This is a genomic window from Mesomycoplasma ovipneumoniae ATCC 29419 (assembly GCF_028885435.1).
GTDB classification, from domain to species: Bacteria; Bacillota_I; Bacilli_A; order Mycoplasmatales; family Metamycoplasmataceae; genus Mesomycoplasma; species Mesomycoplasma ovipneumoniae.
Window position 1 is genome coordinate 1,033,007 of the sequence record NZ_CP118522.1, and the last position, 23,556, is coordinate 1,056,562.

15 protein-coding genes are annotated in these 23,556 nt (G+C 27.8%); 3 read left to right on the forward strand and 12 right to left on the reverse strand.

The annotated features are described in order from the left end of the window. The first annotated feature begins 89 nt into the window (after nt 1-89). The 3 genes from PWA39_RS03875 to PWA39_RS03885 all read left to right on the forward strand — a co-directional run bounded on the left by PWA39_RS03875 (nt 90) and on the right by PWA39_RS03885 (nt 7,010). The gene (locus tag PWA39_RS03875; protein ID WP_069099431.1) at nt 90-1,385 is read left to right on the forward strand and encodes an ATP-binding protein; all 1,296 of its coding nucleotides are present in this window, start codon (nt 90-92) and stop codon (nt 1,383-1,385) included. 788 nt (nt 1,386-2,173) lie between these two features. Further along, nucleotides 2,174-2,404: a KilA-N domain-containing protein gene (locus PWA39_RS03880; RefSeq protein ID WP_081311135.1), complete on the forward strand. Its 231-nt coding sequence runs from the start codon at nt 2,174-2,176 to the stop codon at nt 2,402-2,404. 160 nt (nt 2,405-2,564) lie between these two features. Next, nucleotides 2,565-7,010 (forward strand): MGA_1079 family surface serine endopeptidase, encoded by a 4,446-nt coding sequence (locus tag PWA39_RS03885; RefSeq protein WP_069099291.1) that lies wholly within the window; start codon nt 2,565-2,567, stop codon nt 7,008-7,010. An 872-nt stretch (nt 7,011-7,882) separates the two neighbouring features. Here PWA39_RS03885 and PWA39_RS03890 read toward each other — a convergent pair. The 12 genes from PWA39_RS03890 to PWA39_RS03945 all read right to left on the reverse strand — a co-directional run bounded on the left by PWA39_RS03890 (nt 7,883) and on the right by PWA39_RS03945 (nt 23,427). Beyond that, nucleotides 7,883-8,071 carry a hypothetical protein gene (locus PWA39_RS03890; RefSeq protein ID WP_075949660.1) on the reverse strand — a complete coding sequence of 63 codons (189 nt, stop codon included), beginning with the start codon at nt 8,069-8,071 and terminating at the stop codon, nt 7,883-7,885. Nucleotides 8,072-8,181: 110 nt separating this feature from the next. Beyond that, on the reverse strand, nt 8,182-8,943 hold the full coding sequence (locus PWA39_RS03895; protein WP_129644740.1) for an Eco47II family restriction endonuclease: 762 nt from the start codon (nt 8,941-8,943) through the stop codon (nt 8,182-8,184). Beyond that, nucleotides 8,930-9,958, reverse strand: a complete 1,029-nt coding sequence (locus PWA39_RS03900) for a DNA cytosine methyltransferase (protein WP_274827443.1) — start codon at nt 9,956-9,958, stop codon at nt 8,930-8,932. The genes PWA39_RS03895 and PWA39_RS03900 overlap by 14 nt, the downstream gene beginning before the upstream one ends. Next, on the reverse strand, nt 9,879-10,067 hold the full coding sequence (locus PWA39_RS03905; RefSeq protein WP_075949688.1) for a hypothetical protein: 189 nt from the start codon (nt 10,065-10,067) through the stop codon (nt 9,879-9,881). Before PWA39_RS03905 ends, PWA39_RS03900 begins: the two co-directional genes overlap by 80 nt. 856 nt (nt 10,068-10,923) lie before the next feature. Beyond that, nucleotides 10,924-12,693 carry a hypothetical protein gene (locus PWA39_RS03910; RefSeq protein WP_274827444.1) on the reverse strand — a complete coding sequence of 590 codons (1,770 nt, stop codon included), beginning with the start codon at nt 12,691-12,693 and terminating at the stop codon, nt 10,924-10,926. Further along, the gene (locus tag PWA39_RS03915) at nt 12,644-14,131 is read right to left on the reverse strand and encodes a hypothetical protein (protein WP_274827445.1); all 1,488 of its coding nucleotides are present in this window, start codon (nt 14,129-14,131) and stop codon (nt 12,644-12,646) included. The genes PWA39_RS03910 and PWA39_RS03915 overlap by 50 nt, the downstream gene beginning before the upstream one ends. A gap of 222 nt (nt 14,132-14,353) precedes the next feature. Beyond that, nucleotides 14,354-16,159 carry a hypothetical protein gene (locus PWA39_RS03920; protein WP_274827446.1) on the reverse strand — a complete coding sequence of 602 codons (1,806 nt, stop codon included), beginning with the start codon at nt 16,157-16,159 and terminating at the stop codon, nt 14,354-14,356. Continuing rightward, nucleotides 16,083-16,655: a hypothetical protein gene (locus tag PWA39_RS03925; RefSeq protein ID WP_274827447.1), complete on the reverse strand. Its 573-nt coding sequence runs from the start codon at nt 16,653-16,655 to the stop codon at nt 16,083-16,085. Before PWA39_RS03925 ends, PWA39_RS03920 begins: the two co-directional genes overlap by 77 nt. Before the next feature lie 135 nt (nt 16,656-16,790). Next, complete coding sequence (locus tag PWA39_RS03930) at nt 16,791-18,566, reverse strand: hypothetical protein (RefSeq protein ID WP_274827448.1); 1,776 nt, start codon at nt 18,564-18,566, stop codon at nt 16,791-16,793. A 24-nt stretch (nt 18,567-18,590) separates the two neighbouring features. Further along, nucleotides 18,591-19,979, reverse strand: coding sequence for a hypothetical protein (locus PWA39_RS03935; RefSeq protein ID WP_274827449.1), 1,389 nt, complete (start codon nt 19,977-19,979; stop codon nt 18,591-18,593). A gap of 228 nt (nt 19,980-20,207) precedes the next feature. After that, entirely contained in the window at nt 20,208-22,010 is a 1,803-nt protein-coding gene (locus tag PWA39_RS03940; protein ID WP_081378730.1) for a hypothetical protein, read from the reverse strand. Further along, nucleotides 21,982-23,427: a hypothetical protein gene (locus PWA39_RS03945; RefSeq protein ID WP_274827450.1), complete on the reverse strand. Its 1,446-nt coding sequence runs from the start codon at nt 23,425-23,427 to the stop codon at nt 21,982-21,984. The genes PWA39_RS03940 and PWA39_RS03945 overlap by 29 nt, the downstream gene beginning before the upstream one ends. Between the last annotated feature and the right edge of the window lie 129 nt (nt 23,428-23,556).

Genomic DNA, 23,556 nt, shown 5'->3' on the forward strand with positions numbered 1-23,556 from the left:
CTATTACTAAGCATAAGTTTATTTATGTTAAAATTATTTTGAAATAAAAAGGTGGAAATCCACCTAAATTCTTCAAGTGAGGTAGCAAAATGATAATAAAACGTGATTTTTATCTTAACCAAATAATTGATAAAAAAGAGAATGACAGAATCAAGATTATTACTGGCATAAGAAGATGCGGAAAATCATATTTATTATTCAATTTATATCGTGATTACCTACTTAGCAGTGGGATTAAAGAAAATCAAATTATAACAATTGCTCTTGACCAAATTGATAATATTGAATACCGAAATCCATTTAGATTACATCAATATATTAAGCAAAAAACAAAAAATATAAACAAAATGTACTACATTTTCATTGACGAAATTCAATTATCTGAAAATGTATCAAATCCCTATGTTGAGACTAATGAAAAAAATATAACCTTTGTAGATGTGCTTTTAAGTCTTATGAAACATAGTAACTTAGACATATATATTACTGGTAGTAACTCTAAAATGCTTTCATCAGATTTATTAACTCAATTCAGAGACCGCGGAGACCAAGTGCATGTAAATCCTTTATCTTTTGCTGAAGTTTATGAATTATTTGATGACAAATCAGAAGCTTTTGAACATTATTTTGTATATGGTGGTATGCCACATATTTATAAATTGCAAAATGATGAACAAAAAAGTCATTATCTAAAGCAGTTATTCAAGCAAACATATATTAAAGACATTCTTGAGCGCAACAAAATACATAATGAGCAACAAATACTTGAAATCCTGCTTGACTTTACATCTTCAAATATTGGTTCTTTAACTAATCCCTCTAAGCTTGCAAATCGTTTTTTGTCAGAAAAACAAATACACATATCATCAAATACGATTTTTAAGTATCTTAAATTTTTTGAAGAATCTTATATTATTCATTGCGCTTATCGCTACGATGTAAAGGGTTCTAAATATTTTTCAACCCCACTTAAATATTATTTTTCAGATATTGGTTTAAGAAATGCAAGATTAAATTTTCGCCAAATAGAAAACAGTCATATAATGGAAAATATAATCTACAACGATTTACTTCGAAGAGGATACAATATTGACATTGGTGTTGTAGAACATGAATTTAAAAATGGTTCAACAAGAAAAAAAATTCAGCTTGAAATAGATTTTGTTATAAATAAAGGCCACAAAAGATACTATATTCAATCAGCACTTAATATTGACAATTTAGAAAAAAAAGAACAAGAAATAACCTCGCTTAAAAAAATAAATGATTCATTTAAAAAAATAGTTATAGTAAGAAACAAAATAATTCCAAAACACGATGAAAATGGTATTTTATACATTGGTTTAGAAGATTTTTTACTTAATGAATCAATAATAGACTTATAATTTTTAAATAACAACTTATTATTTAATAAATTTCTAAGGCAATCAAAATGCTTTGATACTTAGTGGTATTTTGATTTTTAATTTACTAAATATAAACTTTAATTCTCTAATTATGCAGCATAAATTAATAACTTAACTATAATAAAATGATTATATCCCGAGTTTCCCAGTTTGGGGATATAATCTTAAAACAGGTCCGGTCTTGGGCACTTTTTTAACTTTTTTGGCAAAAGTTAATTACATATTTTAAAACTCTGGTAAAAATCAATTTATTGATAAAATAACAAAAATCATAAAAAAATACAACCACTATTTAAACTCAATGCAAATAGAAAACTCGTTTTTATTTGCAGCGAGCCTAAAAAACATATGAAGTTTTGAAAGAACAATAACCAAAAGCCCTAAATTTATAGATTTCTAAACAGTCAAATTTAAGGCATTCCATCATATTTAAAAATATAATGGATAATTCGCGCTGTCTGATTTTTTTATGACAAAAACATAATTAATTCCCCCTTAATTCAATATCCAAATTTATTAATTATTCTTAAGTGATAGTTATTATAACATAATTTTTTCTTAGACCAAGCATTTTTTTGTAAAATCTTAATTTTAAAACAATAAAATTAAGATTTTAGGGTAAAAAACACGTATTTACGGGCATTCTTGCTATTTATATTCACTAAAAAGTGAATTTTTGCATCAAATTGGGAAACTCAGGAATATAAACTTTAATTCTCTAATTATGCAAGCATAAATTAATAACTTAAGTATAATAAAATGATTATATAAGCTTAACAGATATTGCAAGGTATAAAAACAAAGATGATCCACGATTTGTTATTCAGAATTGGATGAGAAATAGAAATACACTAGAATTTATAGATTTGTGGGAGATATTAAATAATAAAAATTTTAACCGTGTGCAATTCGACACGTTTAAAATGGACGCGGGTCTAAATAGATTTACATCATCGCCACAAAGATGGATTGAAAATAAAAATGGGGAGTGTTCATAATTTTGTGTTCTAAGTAAATCTGTTTTGATATTTTAGTAAATCAGTAAAAAATTGTAATTAACTTTTGCCAAAAAACCTAAAGTTTATTTTTCACCTTTTTACAAAAAAGTAAAATGTGTTATATAATAAAAAAATATTGAATTCAATAAAAGAGTTAATTATGAAATCTAAAATTACTAAATCTAGCTTACTTTTATCTTCTTTTGTAACAGTTTTTGGTGTTGTAATCGCTTGTGGAACTACCCCTGAAATTAAAACACCAGCTAAACAAAACGAAAATGCAAAACCACTGCCTAAGAAACCAAATTTAGATAACCAAAATAATTTATCTTCAGACAAAAAAGAAGAGCAAAATAATCAAGTTGAAGATAAAAAAAGTCAAGAAAATAATCCGACCTTAAAAAACGATAACAAAGAAATTAAATCCAAACCAGAAGATCAAGTTAAAACTCCTGATCCTGCCTCATCAGATAATACAACTCAGGAAACACCGGCAACTCCTGAAAATATTCAACCAACTTTGTTTCAAGAACAGCAAAAAAGTATTAAAAAAATTAACACATTTACTACACTAGCTTTTAGTTTAAAATTGCATTTTGCACAACAAATTAATGAACAAACAAGTACTCAAGATCTTAAAAAAATAGAAGAAAAAGTTAGTAAACTTTCTAATTTATCAACAAAATTAAGTGATACTATTAAGTCAGCAGAAGCTATAAAATCAACACCAAAATACACTTCTACTACTAACAATGCTGATAAATTATTAGATATTACTCTTTTAAAAGCGCAGTCATTTTTCCATAATCAAGAACTAGTTTTTTCAAGTAATATTAGTGATTTGGAATTACAAATTAATGCAGTACAAAAAGAATTAACTGATGCACAAAAAGCTCTAAATGGAACAGCAACAGATGAACAAATTAGTCAAATTAAAACTGATTTAGAACAAGTAAATCCTTCATTTGATGAAGCAAAAATTAAACTTTATAGACTTGAAGACAAATTAAATCCAGTAGCTTTTGATGTTGAAACTACAAAATTATTGACTAAAATTGGAAAAGAAGGTTATTCTTTTGAAATCAAAGATACAAAATTAGATAATTCCAACAATAATAAAATTAAAATCACTTATCAGGTAACTAATGGCCAAGGACATAGAACAAGAATTTCAAAATTACTTGATTTTAAAAAAGATAATACCTATACTTATGATATCGAAAGTAAGATATCAGCTTTAGATACAAAGTTTCAATATTTAGATGACTTATATGATTTTGATAAAATTGCTCTTCAACAAATTAACAAAGAACACGTTGGTCAACTTCAAGATATTATTAAGCAAAATTTTAGATCTAAAGGTAATAAAGTTGATCACATTTTTCAACATGATTTGGCTCAAATTAGCTATGAAAATGAAAACTTTAGTGCAAAAGTTAACTTCTTAGCACTAGGAAAAATAGTAAAGCAAATTACACTCCAAACTAAAGATAAAATAACTCTTCGATCTACTAGTATGACCAAGCTTGAAAGAGATAAAGCGGACTTGCAACTTTTAATTTCTAGCTATCTTACAAATGTAGAATGAAATAAAGATAATTTAAGTGGTAGTGAACAAATTTTGAAGGATTTACAACCTATCAAACAAGGTGTTGATCATCATGGAATTCCTTCAATATTGGCAGAAAAGGAGTTAAATAATATTTATAAATGACCAAAAATAGGTAAATATTCACTTTTTGTTAAAGAAGTACTTGATCATTCAAATATTTATGATTCTAATCGCGGTGGGACAGCAAAATTAATTTTTGGAATCAAAAAAAATAATGAAGAACTACCTTTTCAAGATTGAGATTTAAAGATAACTGAAAGTGATTATAAAACTAAATATGCTAAAAATATGTGATATTTTCGACCACTACGAAATAGTGACATTCCGCTACCTTCTAATTGAATAAGTCCTAACTTTGATGAAGCTCATAAACAATTAATTGATAAAATTAATGCTTCTAATTTTGTTTTAAGAAAAACTCCTGGTGCTAAAGTGAACGGAAAAGAAACACTTTTTAGTGTTTTAAACCCTCAACAATTAGTTAGCCAATTTCGAAAACAAGATGCTGGTAGTGCCCTACAATATTTATTAAAACTTAAAAATAATTACAATAACAACACTCAAAATGATTCATCAGAGTTTAAAAGAACATTAGATGAATCAAAAGATGCCACCGGAGGAGATGAATTTGATAAACAAAGTATTCAAGCTAAAATTGACAATTCAGCAAATGTTTTCGTAGTAAATACAAATAGCATAATTCCTAGTGGAGTAACAACTAATCAAAATAATATTTCTGATATTATTAATGACTATTTTATTGTATATTATGATGTAAAATCAGAGAGAACAGGCGAGCTAAAATTCAAAATTGGCTTTATTAATAAAAGTGATCCTAGCAAAGTTTATTCAAAATCAGAAGAAATTACACTTGTAAATTTATCAAATGATTTTCAAAATAATATATATCCAGAATTGCTTATGAACAAAGTGAGTCTACAAGATTTTCAATATAATAATCAACAATTAACTTGAAATAAACAAACTTTGACACTAAATAACTATTCAATTGACACTAAGGATATTACAATTCATGAACAAGTTCAGTATAATAACAATACTTATATTAATTTAAAATATACTTACCCTAACCAAAAAAAAGAAACAGAAAAAATAGTTGTTGGTAATAATTGATACAAGGTTGCTGGTTCAAATTCTGTTTCACTTGATGATATCAAAAATTCAAGCTTCAAATGAAGACATTCAGGTCTTAACACTTTAATAGTAGAAAATTATCAAGTTATTCGAAATCGACAAATTGAATTTAATGCTAAAGATGCAATTTGATCGCAAGATGGAAAAGGTGCATCCTGAGTTTTAAAAGAAAAGTACCTTGAAAAAATGTTAGAAAATGCTCGAGATGTAAAACTAGATTTAACAATTTATGGAAATGTTTTAATTCAAGATGATAATCGCTATAATAGATTCACTAAACCAGGAGATCCTACAATTCATGGCAGTGAAGCTAACTATAAGTTTCCTTCATTTACTATAAACTATTCAGAACTGAAAAGAAAGTCAGAACAAAATATTGAACTTGAACTACCAGAAAGATATAATAATACTAACGATGGCTCTACACCACTTCCCAAATTAACATTATTATTAAATGTTACAAAAAAAATAGATGGATTGCACTTTAAATTAAGTTTGAAAGGTGAAGAATATAGCATTATTGTTGGTAATCCTGTCAATTATGTAAATACCACTCAAGGTTATGATCCTTTTAAAAATAATGATAAATTTGACAAAAATAAAGCTTTTATCCTGTGAGATAGAGGTGCAGGTGTAAATGTTATTTATGAGAATTATGAACAATATGAAGAGCATACTAGACGAACTAATTTATTCGATTATAAACAGATTTCATACACTCAAGAAAATGCACCAATTCCTTTTTATACCGATCCTAATGTTCGAAAAAATGTTTATTTTCCAAACCAAAACGTTCCCTATGAAATTCATAATGGTTATTTACAAAACAATGATTATATAAATTATTCCACTATCAAATCAAATCCTCAATTTGAAAATAATTTCCAACGTGCACTTGCTTTTAGTTTTGGTTCTGCAACGATGATTGGAAAAGTAAATAATGATGAAAATGACTGAAAATTCTACTTTATAACTAATAATCACGTAGAAAATGTCAAAAATTTTGACCAGCTAAATAACTCAACAACTGGCTTACCAAACACTTATCGAAGATATAGTTACATTGTAAAACCTTCACTTAATTTTGAAAATAATGTTAATGCTGGATTTAGTTACTGAGGTGGCCTATTAAAAGGTCCAAATTCTTCAAATAATACAAAACCTAAACCAACACAAGGCCAAAAGCAAGAAGAAGACCCAAATTCTGGATTTCTACTTTCTCAAATTTGATCTGGATCAGATCAACAAAGTCGGGATGGAAAGGAACATAAAGGTCACAATATTGATGCTACTATTTTTGTGGTCGATGTTAAGCCGCTTTATGATGAAGCACTTGCACAAGGAAAATATGAGTATGCCAACTGATTAAAATCATGACTAGCGCTTGAAAATATGAAATTTAATTTCAATGGTATGGATTATAATATAAACCACCAGTCATTAATTTATGACTTTTCAATTGTTGGTTTTCCTTATGGAAAACAATCTGCATATGTTATTCACCGACCAGGTCTAAGCAATTATAATGTAATGTTAAGACATCAAAATGGTTATGTGCCTACATATTTTGATGCCGGAAATTCAGGAACTGGAATTTTAAGTGCTGATAACAATTACATTTCATTAATTAACTCCGGAACACCTCACAACAGTTTGCAAGGTTGAAATTATGCAACTCGCGGTTTTAACTATTTGGGTGTGAACTTCAATGGTGAACATCCATTGGATTTAAAAAATACTAAATCATTTGCTGCTCAAATTTTAAGATGGCATCTACTTGCACCCGCCAGTGCAAATTCACCATGATTTTTTAATCCATTTAAAACAAACACAGAATAAATCAAAGTGTCAAAAAAGTGTATAAATTTATATACTTTTTTGAACTATTTAATATAAAAATGCAGTTCAATCTGCATAACTTAGTACACAAATTTCAGACGTATTCGAAAAAAGGTGTGTAAAAATGAAACAATACAAATTCACAATTAAAGACAAATTTAAATACATTAAAATTGTAAGTTAGTAGAAAAAAATCAGGCAACTAGTTTTTTGTCAAGATTTTGAGTGCTGTGTTTTGTTAATTTTTTTACGGGAGTGTTCATAATAAAAAATATTTTTTTTAACTAAACATAATTTAATAGAAAAAATCAAAGCAGGAGATGAAAAGTTTTTTAGGAAAAAGCTACGCAAACAAAATCTAACCTTATTAGTAAAAAAATAAGAAAACCTTCTAAATTTGCCAAGAGCAAATCACAACTTTAATAAACAAAATCAAGTCGCTAATTTTTTCAAGAATTTTTAAGTCCTGAGTTTGACAGTTGGATGGCAAAAAACACATTTTAGTGAATCTAAATATAAAAAACACCCGTAAATACGGGTTTTTTGACCCTAAAACATTAATTTTTATTAGTTTCTAATTAACCTTTTGAAAAAAAATGTTTGGTACAAGAAAAAATTATGTTATAATAACTCTCACTAAGAATGAATTAATAAATTTTGTATTGAATTAAGGGGGGGATTAGTTATGTTTTTGCCATAAAAAAATCAGAAAATGCGAATTTTCCATTATATTTTTAAATATGATGGGATGCCTTAAATTTAACCGTTTAGAAATCTTCAAATTTAAGGCTTTTAATTATTGTTCTTTCAAAACTTCATATATTTTTTTAGGCTCGCTGCAAATAAAAACGAGTTTTCTATTTGCATTCAGTTTAAATAGCAGTTGTATTTTTTCTTTCGTGATAGTTAGATTCAAAATTCAGTGTTTTTGTTTTGATAGTTATTTTTCCTGAGTTTGACAGTTTGATGGCGTTGCTAGTGATCCAAATATTTGAAATAGGATGATTTTTACTTTGATATTTTAGTAAATCAGTAAAAAAATTGTAATTAACTTTTGCCAAAAAATTAAAAAACCCCCTAAAAACTGAGACTTTTTTGAGATCATCTCATCAAATTGGGAAACTCAGGAAAAAAGACGACTAGATTTATATTTCTAGTCGTCATAAAATTTCTATCAACTAAACCCCTCATAAGTACTAAATGCTAGTTTATATAGCGCTATAAGTGTATCATTATCTATATTTTTTAACTCTTCAAAAACTGTGTCTTTTTGAACTTTGAGTGATTTATTATTAGAAATGATTTTTTCAATTGTTATTGGCAGCTGCTCACATATTAATTTAAAAGAATTTTTATCTCCAGTAACAATTTCATAAAACTTATCGATTGATATTCTTCTTAATTTTTCATTAGAAGATTGTTTCACTTTATCAAGAGTAATAACCCACGGAATATTTTGAGATTTTTTAGCAATAACTTCTACTAATGCACAAATGCTTCTATCTCTATCTTTCGCATTTAATAAATGATTTTGCATCTTCATAAATGTTTTTGCCGATGATGAACTATTCATTGTATTATGTTTATTTTTCAGTTCAACATAATATGTTATATCATCACCAGTAAAAATCACATCTCATCCCTCATCTGGAACTTCACATTTTTTTATATTCTTAAACATATTTTGATGAAAATATCCAATTATATTACTGTTAGATCTATCTCTTTGTTTGTGAATTTCCAATTTTATTATGTCTTCAAAACTTTTATCAAAAACACTTTTATCAAATAGTAATTTTATTGGATCAATTAAATTACTATTGAATTTTTTTAAATTTATACTCTCAAGCGTTTCATTATATTGCTTCAAAGTATTAGTTATAAGCTTTTCAAAATCTTCTTGTGAAATAAAATCTAACTTATAAATTTCCATATCTAATTTCCTCTAACTTCTCCAATATTTTTAAACCTACTTCTTTGGCCAAATTACAAGGAACCGCATTTCCAACTTGCTTATATTGTGAAGACATCGGCCCTGTAAATATCCATTCATCTGGAAAAGATTGTATTCTAGCATTTTCTCTAACAGTAAATGGTCTAGTCTCTGTTGGATGACATCTATCAGTTTGTTTCATTTGAGGTGTAGTTAAAACTGTTAATGACGGCTCATCTAAACTCAATCTCCTTAGTATCCCTGTTCTTCCACCACCCATATACCAACAAGACTTCATATAGTCTTTAGCTATGTCTTCAGGAATATCTCTTCAATACCCACCTGGAGGAACTAATGAAAAAATATCTTCTTTTGTTTTTGAATACTTAGCCCCTAGACTACTTGGAACATCCTGTAAAATATCCGATAATACTGGTTTATATTTATATTTTGAAGGATACAAAAATTCTTTATCATTAACTAAATCATTTCTTATACCAACAACAATTAATCGTTCTCTTTTCTGAGCAACACCATAATCTCAAGCATTTAATACCTCATAGAATATTTTATATCCCTCTTGCTCAAAAATATTGATAATTGTGTTGAAAGTTCTCCCATTATCGTGAGATAAAAGTCCCTTTACGTTTTCAAACAACAACATTTTAGGTTGCAATTTATTTAAAAAAACTGCATAGTGATAAAACATTGTACCCCTAACATCATCAAGTCCTAATCTTTTACCAGCATAACTAAAACTTTGGCAAGGTGCTCCACCAGATAATAAATCTAATTCTCCTTTTTTTATGTTAAATTCCTTTTCTAAATCTTTCTTAGCCACAATCTCTATATCTTCGCAAATAACATTCCATTTTGGTCTGTTAGCTCTTAGTGTATTAGCAGCATATTTGTCATATTCAACTAATCCGATGTGCTTAAATCCCGCCTGCTCTAACCCTAAGGCCAATCCTCCTGCACCTGCAAAAAGTTCAATACTTGTATACGCGCTCTTCATTAATAGATCCCCCTGGTTTACAATAACAAACAACTTCTCCAATATCCCGTTGAAGTGCTTTACATATCTTTTCGATATTTCTAAGTGATATATACTTATTCTTTCCCATATTCGCTATGCAATTTGTTGTTAAATTTGCTTTTTCTAATAAATCTTTTTTTTATATTAATTATAGCATTAAAAAATATAACTATATAACAAAAAGTGATAGACAAGTATTTATAAATAGATAATGTTTTAAGTATTTTCACAAATTTAAATTAGATATATTGGATACATTGAAATAAAAAGGTGGAAATCCACCTAAATTTTTCAAACTATTACTAAACATAAGTTTATTTATGTTAAAATTATTTTGAAATAAAAAAGTGGAAATCCACCTAAATTTTTCAAGCGAGGTTGCAAAATGATAATAAAGCACGATTTTCATCTATACCAAATAATTGATAAAAAAGAGAATGGGAGCAATTAAATAATCTTGAATTTAACCCCCTCGAATTCGAGGGGTTTTTGAAAAAGGCTGGCAGTAATGCATTTACCTTATCGCCTCAAAAATGGATTAATACAACAAATGCAAAAGGGATATATGCAAAACTCAGAAGATATCGAGGGACTCTTGCACATAAATATATTGTATTTAAATTTGCTTCTTGGAGATTATTAACAACCCTAATTTTAAAGGGGTCGAATTCGACCCCTTTAAAAAGAAAGCAGGTAGCAATGTAAACTCGGACAAAAAAGCCAACACCTTAGTGTTAATTTTTTTTGTCCTGGTTTAAAACCGACATTTTTTTAAGATTATCTCATCAAATTGAGAAACTCGGGAAGTACATTTTTGTAAATAAACATAAATTCAACTAACAAAATTGCTATTTTTAAATAAATAAGAATGTAAAAAACAAGTTAAGAATTTTAAAAATAAACTTAAATTTTTTGTCTTTAAATTTATTAATTAACAAAAAGACCTACGATTTTCCTTCTATCTCAATAAATTTTTTGCTTTTATGACCACGAAAATCTACTCTTGCAATTTCATCATAATATTCAGTTCAATCATCAGAATCTCAAGAAAAGAGAAGGTGTTGTTGTAAAATTAATTCTTTCTCTTGTTGGCTATATAAATTAGTATTTTCTAGAAAGCGTCTAAAATACTCAAACTCATGGTCTGTTTCTTTTAGAAATTTATTCAAGGCATCCCGATATAAAATTAATTCTTCCATAGATGATCCAATCACATTTTTAGTTAAATTATTTTGCCTTGGTGGTCAAGAGACAAAAAACGCTGGATCAATGCCATCACGCAAAAAAATATCTTGTTCAAGTTTGACTAATTTTTCTTTGAAATAATATTTTAAAATTTCGTATTTACCTTGATAAATATTATTATATAAATTTGAATGGCCAAATCAGTAATAAATTTTTTGACCATCAACATTCAATAAAATGAAATTTTTTAATGCAATTGGCAAAATCCGTGCTTCACCAGCTCCATAGGCGGAGTAGTAATATGGTTGAAATCAAAAAACTGGCTTTTTTGAGTCAAATTGGGAAATTATTTCATCAAAAAGGCCATATTCTTGTCCACCAAAGTAAAAAATTTCAAAATTTTCAAGTTTTAGTTTTGCCCAACTTGGTAGAATAAAATAATCAGGTTTATCGGGGTAAAAATCTAGATCTTCAAGTCAGTATTTAGGGCCAAATAAAATTTGCAACAAATAGATTAATTCGATTTTATTTGTCCAATTATTTACATTATCATAATAAGTTTGGCCATCTTTACCAAAAAGTTCGATGCAATATTTTCGATACTCTGGACCAAATTTATCAAATCAACTAAGAATAAATTTATCGCGATTTTCAATGTTTAAATTAAGCTTTTTAATGCCGTATTTTTCAAATTTTTTAAGCAAATTTTCATAAGTTTCAAAAGTAAATACATTTTGAATTGGTTCAATTTGGGTCTCTTCCCCAAAATTATAATTCTCTTTTAATAACAAATTATAGATTTTTTCTACATTTTGTCCTAAATATGGTTTATTTATATCTACAAACTTTGAATCATATTCATATCTATTTGATAAAAAATCAAAGATTTTTTCGCGGTAATTTGCTAAATTTTTTGGCTTTGCATAAGGAACACTTTCCTGAATTTCCTTAATAATTAAAGCTTCAATTTCTCTTAATTTGCTTTTTGATTTAAACATTTTTCAAAAAATAGCCGGATAAGAGATTGAAAATTCGCATTTTTCAATATCGCCAAAGTTTTCAAAGACAACAACAACTTTTTTAAAAGCTTTACCGTCGTGAAAAGCATACCAAGGATAAAGTTCAGAGATAGAATCAACATTTTCTTTTCCATTTTTACGACAATATTCATTGTCGTCTAAGTCGCCGATTAAACACCTAATATCATTATAAAAATGGAAATCTTTGAGATTTTTGGAAAAAAACGCGCTTTTTGGAATATTTTCTAGTTTTAAATTATAAACATAATCTTCTTGTTTATAATTTAAACTTATAATTCTTTCAATTGGATTAGGATTGTAGGTTTCTTTAAGGTAATCGTATAAAAAATTTGGAAATGGATAATTCTTATAATAACAATCAGACGTTGAATCCACATCATCCTCAGCCATATCACCAATTGAACAACGACTTTTAATATTAATTTCTATATATTTTAGGTTAATTAATTGTTTTTTTGCCTTGGATATTAAATTTAGTTGGGATTCCATATAAAAAATGCACCTTTTCAACATTTAACATTTTTTTTCTTGGTATAAATTCCGACTCAATACCCTTTTCCTTATCTCCTATCATTCTTAATCTTCTTACATGATAATTGGGAAAATATATTTTTACGTATGATTGTTTATTTTTATCTTTACTTTTATCAATATCAAACTCATTTTTAGGGTCGGTTCAATCAATAGCATCACTAGCTAGACCTTCTCCAACAACAAAGTGATCCTTAGTAAAACCGATATCTTTATTCAAATTATTAGTTGGATCTCATGACCATCTATTTCCTACTATTAAATTTGCTGTATATTTTGTTTTTTGAGCCAAATTTCACATAACTAATCGATCATATGAATAAAAATCAATAGGTGATTTTAATTTTTCCTCCATATTTTTACGGTCATCTTCATTTTCATTAATTTTAGCTTTTACTATGCTAGGCAGCAAAGTATCAATAACAATTTGAGTTAATTTTGACTGCATTGTTAAATTTGAAACGGCTCAAAATCAGGCCGCTGTTTCTGGGATTGTTTGTTCACTAATAACAAAATAAGATTCTAATTCTTTGTGGTGAAAATTAAAAAATCAAGCAGGGTGGATTCCAGTGTATTGTCTTAATTTTTCCTTATCTTTTACAACAGAAAGTCTTAAAATCTTTATATTTGCCATTGCTTTAATTCTAGACTTACTTTTTCCTTTTGTCAATTTATCTAAATCAACTTCAATTGAGTCAGCATCTCTTCAAACAATAGGGTTATCATCAGCTGGCGCATGAACAGGGCTATAATCAGCTGGCGGATAGTAACTCTCACGGTTGCCAAATCATCTACCTACATCATTAACAACCTTTGGAAAAGTTTCCACAGCTACTGCGGTAGCTGTGGAAACTGCTACTGCGGCAATGGCAGCTGCGACAGCATTTGAAATAAATGGAATAAAAGGCAAGAGGAAAAAGAAGGTTTTTTCAACCCGTGTTTGTTTTTGAAACTCTCTAAAATCAAAAACATGCCCTTCTAATTTTAGTTTTGGTACACCTTCTTCAAAATAGAGTTCAGCTTTTTTATTAACAAATTCAAGTGAAGCACTATTTAAAATTACCTCACCTTGTTGATTGATTTGAATTTCAATATCATCCAAATTAGGAGAGTCTGAATTAGTGCTTGTTTTGTTTAGATGTGTTTTGGCTTTTTTAATATTTGCATTAATAACAAGCGAATTTTGTTTGTTTTTTGCTGAAACAATTTGGACTAAATCATCAAAATTTACCGGTTTTTTTGAATTTGATAAATCTATATCACGAGTTTCAAGTTTGAAATCTGAATAGCTTTTTGTATTTTGAAAATGTCAAAGCGGACCAAAAACGCTTAGACTTAATGATGAAAAAGCAATAATATTAGTGATAAACTTAAAAAGTTTTAGTTTTTTCTTCATTTTTTCTCCTTATTTATGTACTATATTCAAATTCCTAGTGTTTAAATTATAGCATACACTAAAACTTTTTAGGGAAAATTTCATTAAAAATTCAGCGTCTTAAAAAAAATGATAAAAATTCAGGCAACCTTTGCAAATAAACAAAATTTTTCTAACAAAATTTTTATTTTTGAATAACCAAAAATAAAAAAAGCTAAAAATTTAAAAAAGAATTTAAAATTTTTAGTCCCGAAGTTTTTCGCCGTCGAAAAGATCAACGAACATTTTCTCATCATCAAGAGCTTTCTCACTATAATCACCGCGAAAATCTGTTTTTGAAATCTCATCAAAAAAGCTATTTTTGTCTCTACTACTTAAAGAAAAATCAAAATGCTCTTCTAAAATCAATTTTTTTTCTTGTTGGTTATATAAACTCGAATTTTCTACAAAATCGTCAAAATACTTAAATTCATGAGTTGTTTCTTCTTGAAATTTTTTAATTGCATCACGATATAAAATTAGTTCTTCCATAGAAGATTCAATTACATTTTTATTTAAATAATTTGATTTTGATGGGGAAGAAAAAACAAACTGCGGGTCTTGGTTATTTCGCAGAAAAATATCTTGTTCAAGTTTGACCAATTTTTGTTTGAAATAATATTTTAAAATTTCGTATTTACCTTGGAAAATATCGTCATATAAATTTGAATGGCCAAATCAGTAATAAATTTTTTGCCCGTCAACATACAGTAAAATGAAATTTTTTAGTGAAATGGGCGAAATTCAGCCAGTGTTGGTGCTATAAGCCGAGCGATAATACGGTTTAAATCAAAAAACTGGTTTTTTTGAGTCAAATTGGGAAATTATTTCATCAAAAAGTCCATATTCTTGGCCACCAAAGTAAAAAATTTGGAAATTTTCCAGCTTAAGTTTGGCTCAACTTGGTAAAATAAAATAATCAGGTTCATCAATGTCAACATTCTCAGTGGGAAAATAATATCTGGGACCAAATAAAATTTGCAACAAATAGATAAATTCAATTTTATTTGTTCATTTATTTAAATTATCATAATAAAATTGACCTTTTTTACCAAAAAGGTCAATGCAAAATTTTCGATATTCAGGGCCGAATTTATCAAATCAACTAAGAATAAATTTATCACGGTTTTCAATGTTCAAATCAAGCTTTTTAATCCCGTATTTTTCAAATTTTTTAAGCAAATTTTCATAAGTTTCAAATGTAAATACATTTTGAATTGGTTGAATTTGGGTTTTCTCGCCAAAATTATAACCCTCTTTTAACAACAAATTGTAGATATTTTCTACATTTTCTCCTAAATATTGTTTGTTTGTATCTACAAATTTTGAATTATATTCGTATCTTTTTGATAAAAAATCAAAGATTTTTTCCCGATAGTTTCATAAATTTTTTGGCTTTGCATAAGGAACGCTTTCTTTGATTTCCTTAATTATCAGATTTTCAATTTTTTTTAGTTCATCTTTTGATTTGAACATTTTTTGAAAAACCGCAGGAAAGGAAATTGAAAATTCACATTTTTCTTTGTCATCAAAATTTTCAAAAGCAACGATTACTGTTCTAAAATCTTTAGTCTCATAGGGAGTGTCCGAAAAATAGGGTTCTCATTTATACTCATCACTTAGATTTTCTTTGTTTCGACAATAATCCTCATCAGTTCATCTACGCGACAAACACCTAATTTCATCATAAAAATCAAAGTCATGCAGTTTTTTCAAAAAAAAGACTGTTTTTGGGATATCTTCTAGTCTTAAATTATAAACATAATCATCACGTTTGTAATCTATGCCAATAATAGTTTCAATCGGATTATCTACAACCGCGCAAGAATCCATAACATAAACTCATAAAAAATCTGGAATTGTTCGATATTTTTCATCACGATCACAGCGAACATCTCTATCAGAAAATATGCTTATAACTGAATAACGAGTTTTAATATCAATTTCTAAATATTTTAGTTCTTTTAATTGTTTTTTTGATTCAGACTTCAAATCTATTTGGTATTCCATATAAAAAATGTACCTTTTCTACATTTAACATTTTATCCCTATCTACACGTTTCTTTTTAAGCCTTACTCTTCTTACATGATAACTTGGGAAAAAAATTTTTGTATATGATTTTGGATTAGATTGTTTATCAGGAATCTCAAAAGCATTTTTAGGGTCGTTTCAATCAATAGAATCATGAGCAAGTCCGCTTCCGGTAACAAAAGGACCTTTAGTAAAACTAGGATCCTTATTTAAATTATTGCTTTGCTCTCCTAGCCATCAGTTTCCTACAATCAAATTTGCTGTATCTCTTGTTTTTTGAGCCAGATTCTTCATAACTCATCGATTATATGAATAAAAATCAATAGGTGAATTTAGTTTATTATCCATATTTTTACGGTTTTTTTTATTTTTATTCGTTTCAGCTTTTGCTGAACTAGGTAGCAAGTTATTAATAATAATTTTGGCTAATTCTGATTGGGCTAACAAACTTCCAACCGCTCAAAATAGGCACATTTTTGCAAATAAACAAAATTTTTCTAACAAAATTGCTATTTTTAAATAAATAAGAATGTAAAAAAACAAGTTAAAAATTTTAAAAATAAAGTTAAATCTTTTATCATTAAATTGATTAATTAACAAAAAGATCTACTATTTTCCTTCTATCTCAAGAAATTTTTTACTTTTGTGACCACGAAAATCTACTTTTGCAATTTCATCATAATATTCAGTTCTATCATCATTATCTCAAGAAAAGGGAGCGTGTTCTTCTAAAATTAATTCTTTTTCTTGTTGGCTATATAAATTAGTATTTTCTATAAAGTCTGTAAAATACTCAAATTCATGGTCTGTTCCTTTTAGAAATTTATTCAAGGAATCCCGATATAAAATTAATTCTTCCATAGATGATCCAATCACATTTTTAGATAAATTATTTACCCTTGGTAATCTAGAAACAAAGAACGCCGGATCCTTGCCATCACGCAGAAAAATATCTTGTTCAAGTTTGACCAATTTTTGTTTGAAATAATATTTTAAAATTTCGTATTTGCCTTGATAAATATCATCATATAAATTTGAATGTCCAAATCAGTAATAAATTTTTTGCCCATCGACATACAATAAAATGAAATTTTTTAATGCAATTGGCAATATTCATCCTTCGCCTCCGCAAAAAGCGGACTTGTAATATGGTTTAAATCAAAAAACTGGGTTTTTTGAGTCAAATTGGGAAATTACCTCATCAAAAAGTCCATATTCTTGCCCGCCAAAGTAAAAAATTTCGAAATTTTCAAGTTTTAATTTTGCCCACCTTGGTAGAATTAAATAATCGGGTTCATCGAGGTAAAAAAATTGACCTTCAATTTCATATTTAGGACCAAATAAAATTTGCAGCAAGTAGATTAATTCGATTTTATTTGTCCAATTATTCACATTATCATAATAAGTTTGGCCTCTTTCACCAAAAAGTTCGATGCAATACTTTCGATATTCCGGTCCAAATTTATCAAATCAACTAAGAATAAATTTATCACGATTTTCAATGTTTAAATTAAGCTTTTTAATACCGTATTTTTCAAATTTTTTAAGCAAATTTTCATAAGTTTCAAAAGTAAATACATTTTGAATTGGTTCAATTTGGGTTTTTTCGTCAAAATTATAATTCTCTTTTAATAACAAATTGTAGATATGTTCTACATTTTTTCCTAAATATGCTTTATTTATATCTACAAACTTTGAGTTATATTCATGTCTTTTTGATAAAAAATCAAAGATTTTTTCGTGATAATTTGCTAAATTTTTTGGCTTTGCATAAGGAACGCTTTCCTGAATTTCCTTAATAATTAAAGCTTCAATTTCTCTTAATTTGCTTTTTGATTTAAACATTTTCCAGAAAATAGCCGGATAAGAGATTGAAAATTCGCATTTTTCAATATCATCAAAATTTTCAAAGACAACAACAACTTCTTCAAAACCTTTACCATCGTGTAAAGCATATGCAGGAGAAAGTTCAGAGATAGAATCAACATTTTCTTTTCCATTTTTATCACAATATTCATCGTCGTCTCAGTTGCCAATTAAACACCTAATATCATTATAAAAACCAAATTTATTGAGTTTTTTGGAAAAAAACGCACTTTTTGGGATATCTTCTAGTTTTAAATTATAAACATAATCTTCTTGTTTATAATTTAAGCTAATAATTCTTTCAATTGGATTAGGGTTGAAGACGTCATAATAAACGTAAAGGTAATTGAATAAAAAATCTGGAATTCTATAATTCTCATAATTACAATCAAGCGATAATTTAACATCATTCTCGATCATGTTTCGAATTGAACAACGACTTTTAATATTGATTTCTATATATTTTAGTTTTTTTAAGTGTTTTTTTACCTTAGATAATGAATTTATCAGGTTTTCCATATAAGAAATGCACCTTTTCAATATTTAACATTTTTTTCTTGGTAAAAATTCCGACTTTATACCATTGTCCTTATCCCCTATCATTCTTAATCTCCTTACATGATAACTGGGAAAATATATTTTTACGTATGGTTGCTCATTTGTACTTCGACTTGGTTCAACATCAAACTTATTTTTAGAGTCAGTTCAATCAATAACATCATTAACTAGGTCTTCTCCAACAACAAAGTTATCTTTAGTAAAACCGGAATCTTTATTTAAATTATTATTCGGGTCTACTAGCCTTTCATTTCTCACAATCAAATTTGCTGTATCTTTTGTTTTTATAGCCAAAGTTTTCATAACTGATTCATTATAGGAATAAAAATCAATAGGGGAATTTAATTTTTCCTTGATATAGTTACGGTCTGCTTTATCAATTTTACCTTTTGTCAAATTAGGCAGCAAATTATCAATAACAATCTGAGTTAATTTTGATTGGGCTAGCAAGCTTCCAACGGCTAAAACTCAAGCTTGATTTTCTGATATTTCTTCTTCACTAATAACAAAATAAGGTTGTAGGCCTTTAGTGCGAAAATTAAAGAATCAAGCAAGATGGATTCCTGTGTATCTTCTCAATCTTTCTTTGTCTCTTATAATAGAAAGTTTTACACGCTCTGCCTTTGCTTTTGCTTTTGTTTTAATAGTAGATTTACCTTTTTCTTTTGGCAATCGTCCTAAATCAACCACAATTGAGCTTTCATTTTTTCTAATAATAGGACTATCATCATCCTTGTGGACAGGATGGGCAGACCGATTATTATTTCATCATCTTCCAACATCACTAACAATATTCGGAAAAATGTACGCAGCAGCAATACCAACAATAGCAGCTCCAATAGCATATCAAAATAATCCACTAAAAGCAGCAGGAGCAGCAACAACTGCTGCTGGCGCCGCAGTTTTTTCAACCCGAGTTTTATTTTGAAGCTCTCTAAAGTCAAAAACATGCCCTTCTAATTTTAGTTTTGGCACACCTTCTTCAAAATAGAGTTCAGCTTTTTTGTTAACTAATTCAAGTGAAGAACTATTTAAAATTACCTCACCTTCTTGATTAATTTGAATTTCGATATCATCTAGACTAGGAGAGTCTGAATTAGTACTTGTTTTGTTTAGATGTGTTTTGGCTTTTTTAATATTTGCATTGATGACAAGCGAATTCTGTTGGTTTTTTGCTGAAACAATTTGGACTAAATCATCAAAATTTACCGGTTTTTTTGAATTTGATAGATCTATATCACGAGTTTCAAGTTTAAAATCTGAATAGCTTTTTGTATTTTGAAAATGTCAAAGCGGCCCAAAAACACTTAGACTTAATGATGAAAAAGCAATAATATTAGTTATAAACTTAAAAAGTTTTAGTTTTTTCTTCATTTTTTCTCCTTATTTATGTACTATATTCAAATTCCTAGTGTTTAAATTATAGCATACATTAAAACTTTTTAGGGAGAATATCGTTAAAAATTCAGGTCTTAAAAAAATAAATTGATAAAAATTCAAGCAAATTTTGCAAATAAACAAAATTTTCTAACAAAATATTTATTTTGAATAAGAAAAAATAAAAAAAGTTAAAAATTTTAAAAAAAAAAGAATTTAAAATTTTTAACTTCGAAGTTTTTCGCCATTGAAAAGATCAGCAAACATTTTTTTATCATCACGAGCTTTCTCACCATAATCACCGCGAAAATCTGTCTTTTTAATCTCTTCAAAATAGTAATTTTTGTCTCTACTATTTAAAGAAAAATCAAAATGCTCTTCTAAAATCAATTTCTTTTCTGGCAAGTTATAAAAACTTGAATTTTTTACAAAGTTTTGAAATGATAAGTAATCATCAGGAGTTTCTTGGCGATATCGTTTTATTGCATCACGAAATAAAATTAGTTCTTCCGTTGAAGATTCAATTACATTTTTATGTAAATAATTTTTGTTTGGAAAATAAACAAAAAACTGTGGATCTTGATTATCGCGCAGAAAAATATCTTGTTCAAGTTTTACTAATTTTTGTTTAAAATAATATTTTAAAATTTGGTATTTACCTTGATAAATATCATCATATAAGTTTGAATGGGCAAGTCAGTAATAAATTTTTGGCCCGTCGACATACAATAAAATAAAATTTTTTAAGGAAATTGGCGAAATTCACCCAGTCTCGGTACTATAAGCTGAACGATAATACGGTTTAAACCAAAAAACTGGTTTTTTTGAGTCAAATTGTGCAATTATTTCATCAAAAAGTCCATATTCTTGCCCACCAAAGTAAAAAATTTGGAAATTTTCTAGTTTAAGTTTAGCTCAACTTGGTAAAATAAAATAATCTGGATCATCAAGATACACATTCTCAGTGTTAAAATGATATCTAGGGCCAAATAAAATTTGCAACAAGTAAATAAATTCAATTTTATTTGTTCATTTATTTAAATTATCATAGTAAAATTGGCCTTTTTTACCAAAAAGGTTGATGCAAAATTTTCGATATTCCGGACCGAATTTATCAAATCAACTAAGAATAAATTTATCCCGGTTTTCGATGTTTAAATCAAGCTTTTTAATCCCGTATTTTTCAAATTTTTTAAGCAAATTTTCATAAGTCTCAAAAGTAAATACATTTTGAATTGGTTGAATTTGGGTTTTTTCGCCAAAATTATATCCCTGTTTTAACAACAAATTGTAGATATTTTCTACATTTTGTCCTAAATATGGTTTGTTTATATCTACATATTCTGAGTTATATTCATATCTTTTTGATAAAAAATCAAAGATTTTTTCGTGATAATTTGCTAAATTTTTTGGCTTAGCATAAGGAACACTTTCTTTGATTTCCTTAATTATTAAAGATTCAATTTCTTTTAATTTTTCTACTGATTTAAATATTTTTCTAAAAACGGTAGGATAAGAAATTGAAAATTCACATTTTTCAGTGTCATTAAAGTTTTCAAAGGCAACAACAACCTTTTTCAAACCTTTGGTATAGTACCAAGTATTTGAAAAATAAACTCGAGGAGCAGGCTCACCACTCTGATTTTTATTTTTTTGACAATACTCTTGATCTTCATAAGTGCGACTACCAATCAAACACCTAATTTCATTATAAAAATGGAAATTTTCAAGATCCTTAGAAAAAAACACAGTTTTTGGAATATCTGCTAATTTTAAGTTATAGATATAGCTATCCTGCTTATAGTCAATACCAATAATTGTCTCAATCGGGTTAATTACCTCAGCGCAAAAATCCATACCATAAACTCATAAAAAATTAGGTATTCGCGCAAACCTATCTTCACACTCAGGATCATAATCTTGAATTATATTTTCAACTGAACAAGGACTTTTAATATTAATTTCTAAATATTTTAGTTTTTTTAATTGTTTTTTTGCCTTAGACATCAAATCTAATTGGTGTTCCATATAAAAAATGTACCTTTTCAACACTTAGCATTTCATCTCTATCTAGATGTTCGCGTTTAAATCTTACTCTTCTTACATGATATCCGGGGAAAAACACTTTTATGTATGGCTTGTCTTCTGGCTCTTTATCCTTGCGAGTAGTTCTAAAGAAGTTGTCAGGGTCGGTTCAATCAATAGAATTATGAGCAAGTCCGCTTCCGGTAACAAAAGGACCTTTAGTAAAACTGGGATCTTTATTTAAATTATTATTTGGATCAATTGACCATCTATTTCCCACTATCAAATTTGCTGTATCTCTTGTTTTTTCAGCCAAATTTCACATAACTAATCGATTAAATGAATAAAAATCAATAGGGGACTTTAATTTTTCCTCCATATTTTTACGGTCATAATAATTATCATTAATTTTAGCTTTTACCGAACTAGGCAGGAAAGTATCAATAACAATTTGAGTTAATTTTGACTGCATTGTCAAATTTGAAACGGCTCAAAGTCAAGCTGCAGTTTCTGGAATTGCTTGTTCACTAATAACAAAATAAGGTTCTAAGCCTTCAGTGTGAAAATTAAAAAATCAAGCCGGATGGATTCCAGTGTATTGTCTTAATTTTTTCTCATCTTTTACAACAGAAAGTCTTAAAATCTTTATATTTGCAATTGCTTTAATTCTAGACTTACTTTTTCCTTTTGTCAATTTATCTAAATCAACTTCAATTGAGTCAGTATCTCTTCAAACAATAGGGTTATCATCAGCTGGCGCATGAACAGGGCTATAATCAGCTGGCGCATAGTAACTTTCACGGTTCCCAAATCATCTACCTACATCATCAACAACCTTTGGAAAAGTTTCCACAGCTACCGCAGCAGCTGTGGAAACTGCTACTGCGGTAATGGCAGCTGCGACAGCATTTGAAATAAATGGAATAAAAGGCAAGAGGAAAAAGAAGGTTTTTTCAACCCGTGTTTGTTTTTGAAGCTCTCTAAAATCAAAAACATGCCCTTCTAATTTTAGTTTTGGCACACCTTCTTCAAAATAGAGTTCAGCTTTTTTGTTAACAAATTCAAGTGAAGCACTATTTAAAATTACCTCACCTTCTTGATTAATTTGAATTTCGATATCATCTAGATTAGGAGAGTCTGAATTAGTACTTGTTTTGTTTAGATGTGTTTTGGCTTTTTTAATATTTGTATTAATAACAAGCGAATTTTGTTGGTTTTTTGCTGAAACAATTTGAACTAAATCATCACAATTTACCGGTTTTTTTGAATTTGATAAATCTATATCACGAGTTTCAAGTTTAAAGTCTGAATAGCTTTTTGTATTTTGAAAGTATCAAAGCGGCCCAAAAACACTTAGCGTAAGTGAAGTAAAAGCGACTATATTAGTGATAAACTTAAAAAGTTTTAGTTTTTTCTTCATTTTTTCTCCTTATTTATGTACTATATTCAAATTCCTAGTGTTTAAATTATAGCATACATTAAAATTTTTAGGGAAAATATCATTAAAAATTCAGCATCTTAAAAAATAAATTGATAAAAATTCAAGCAA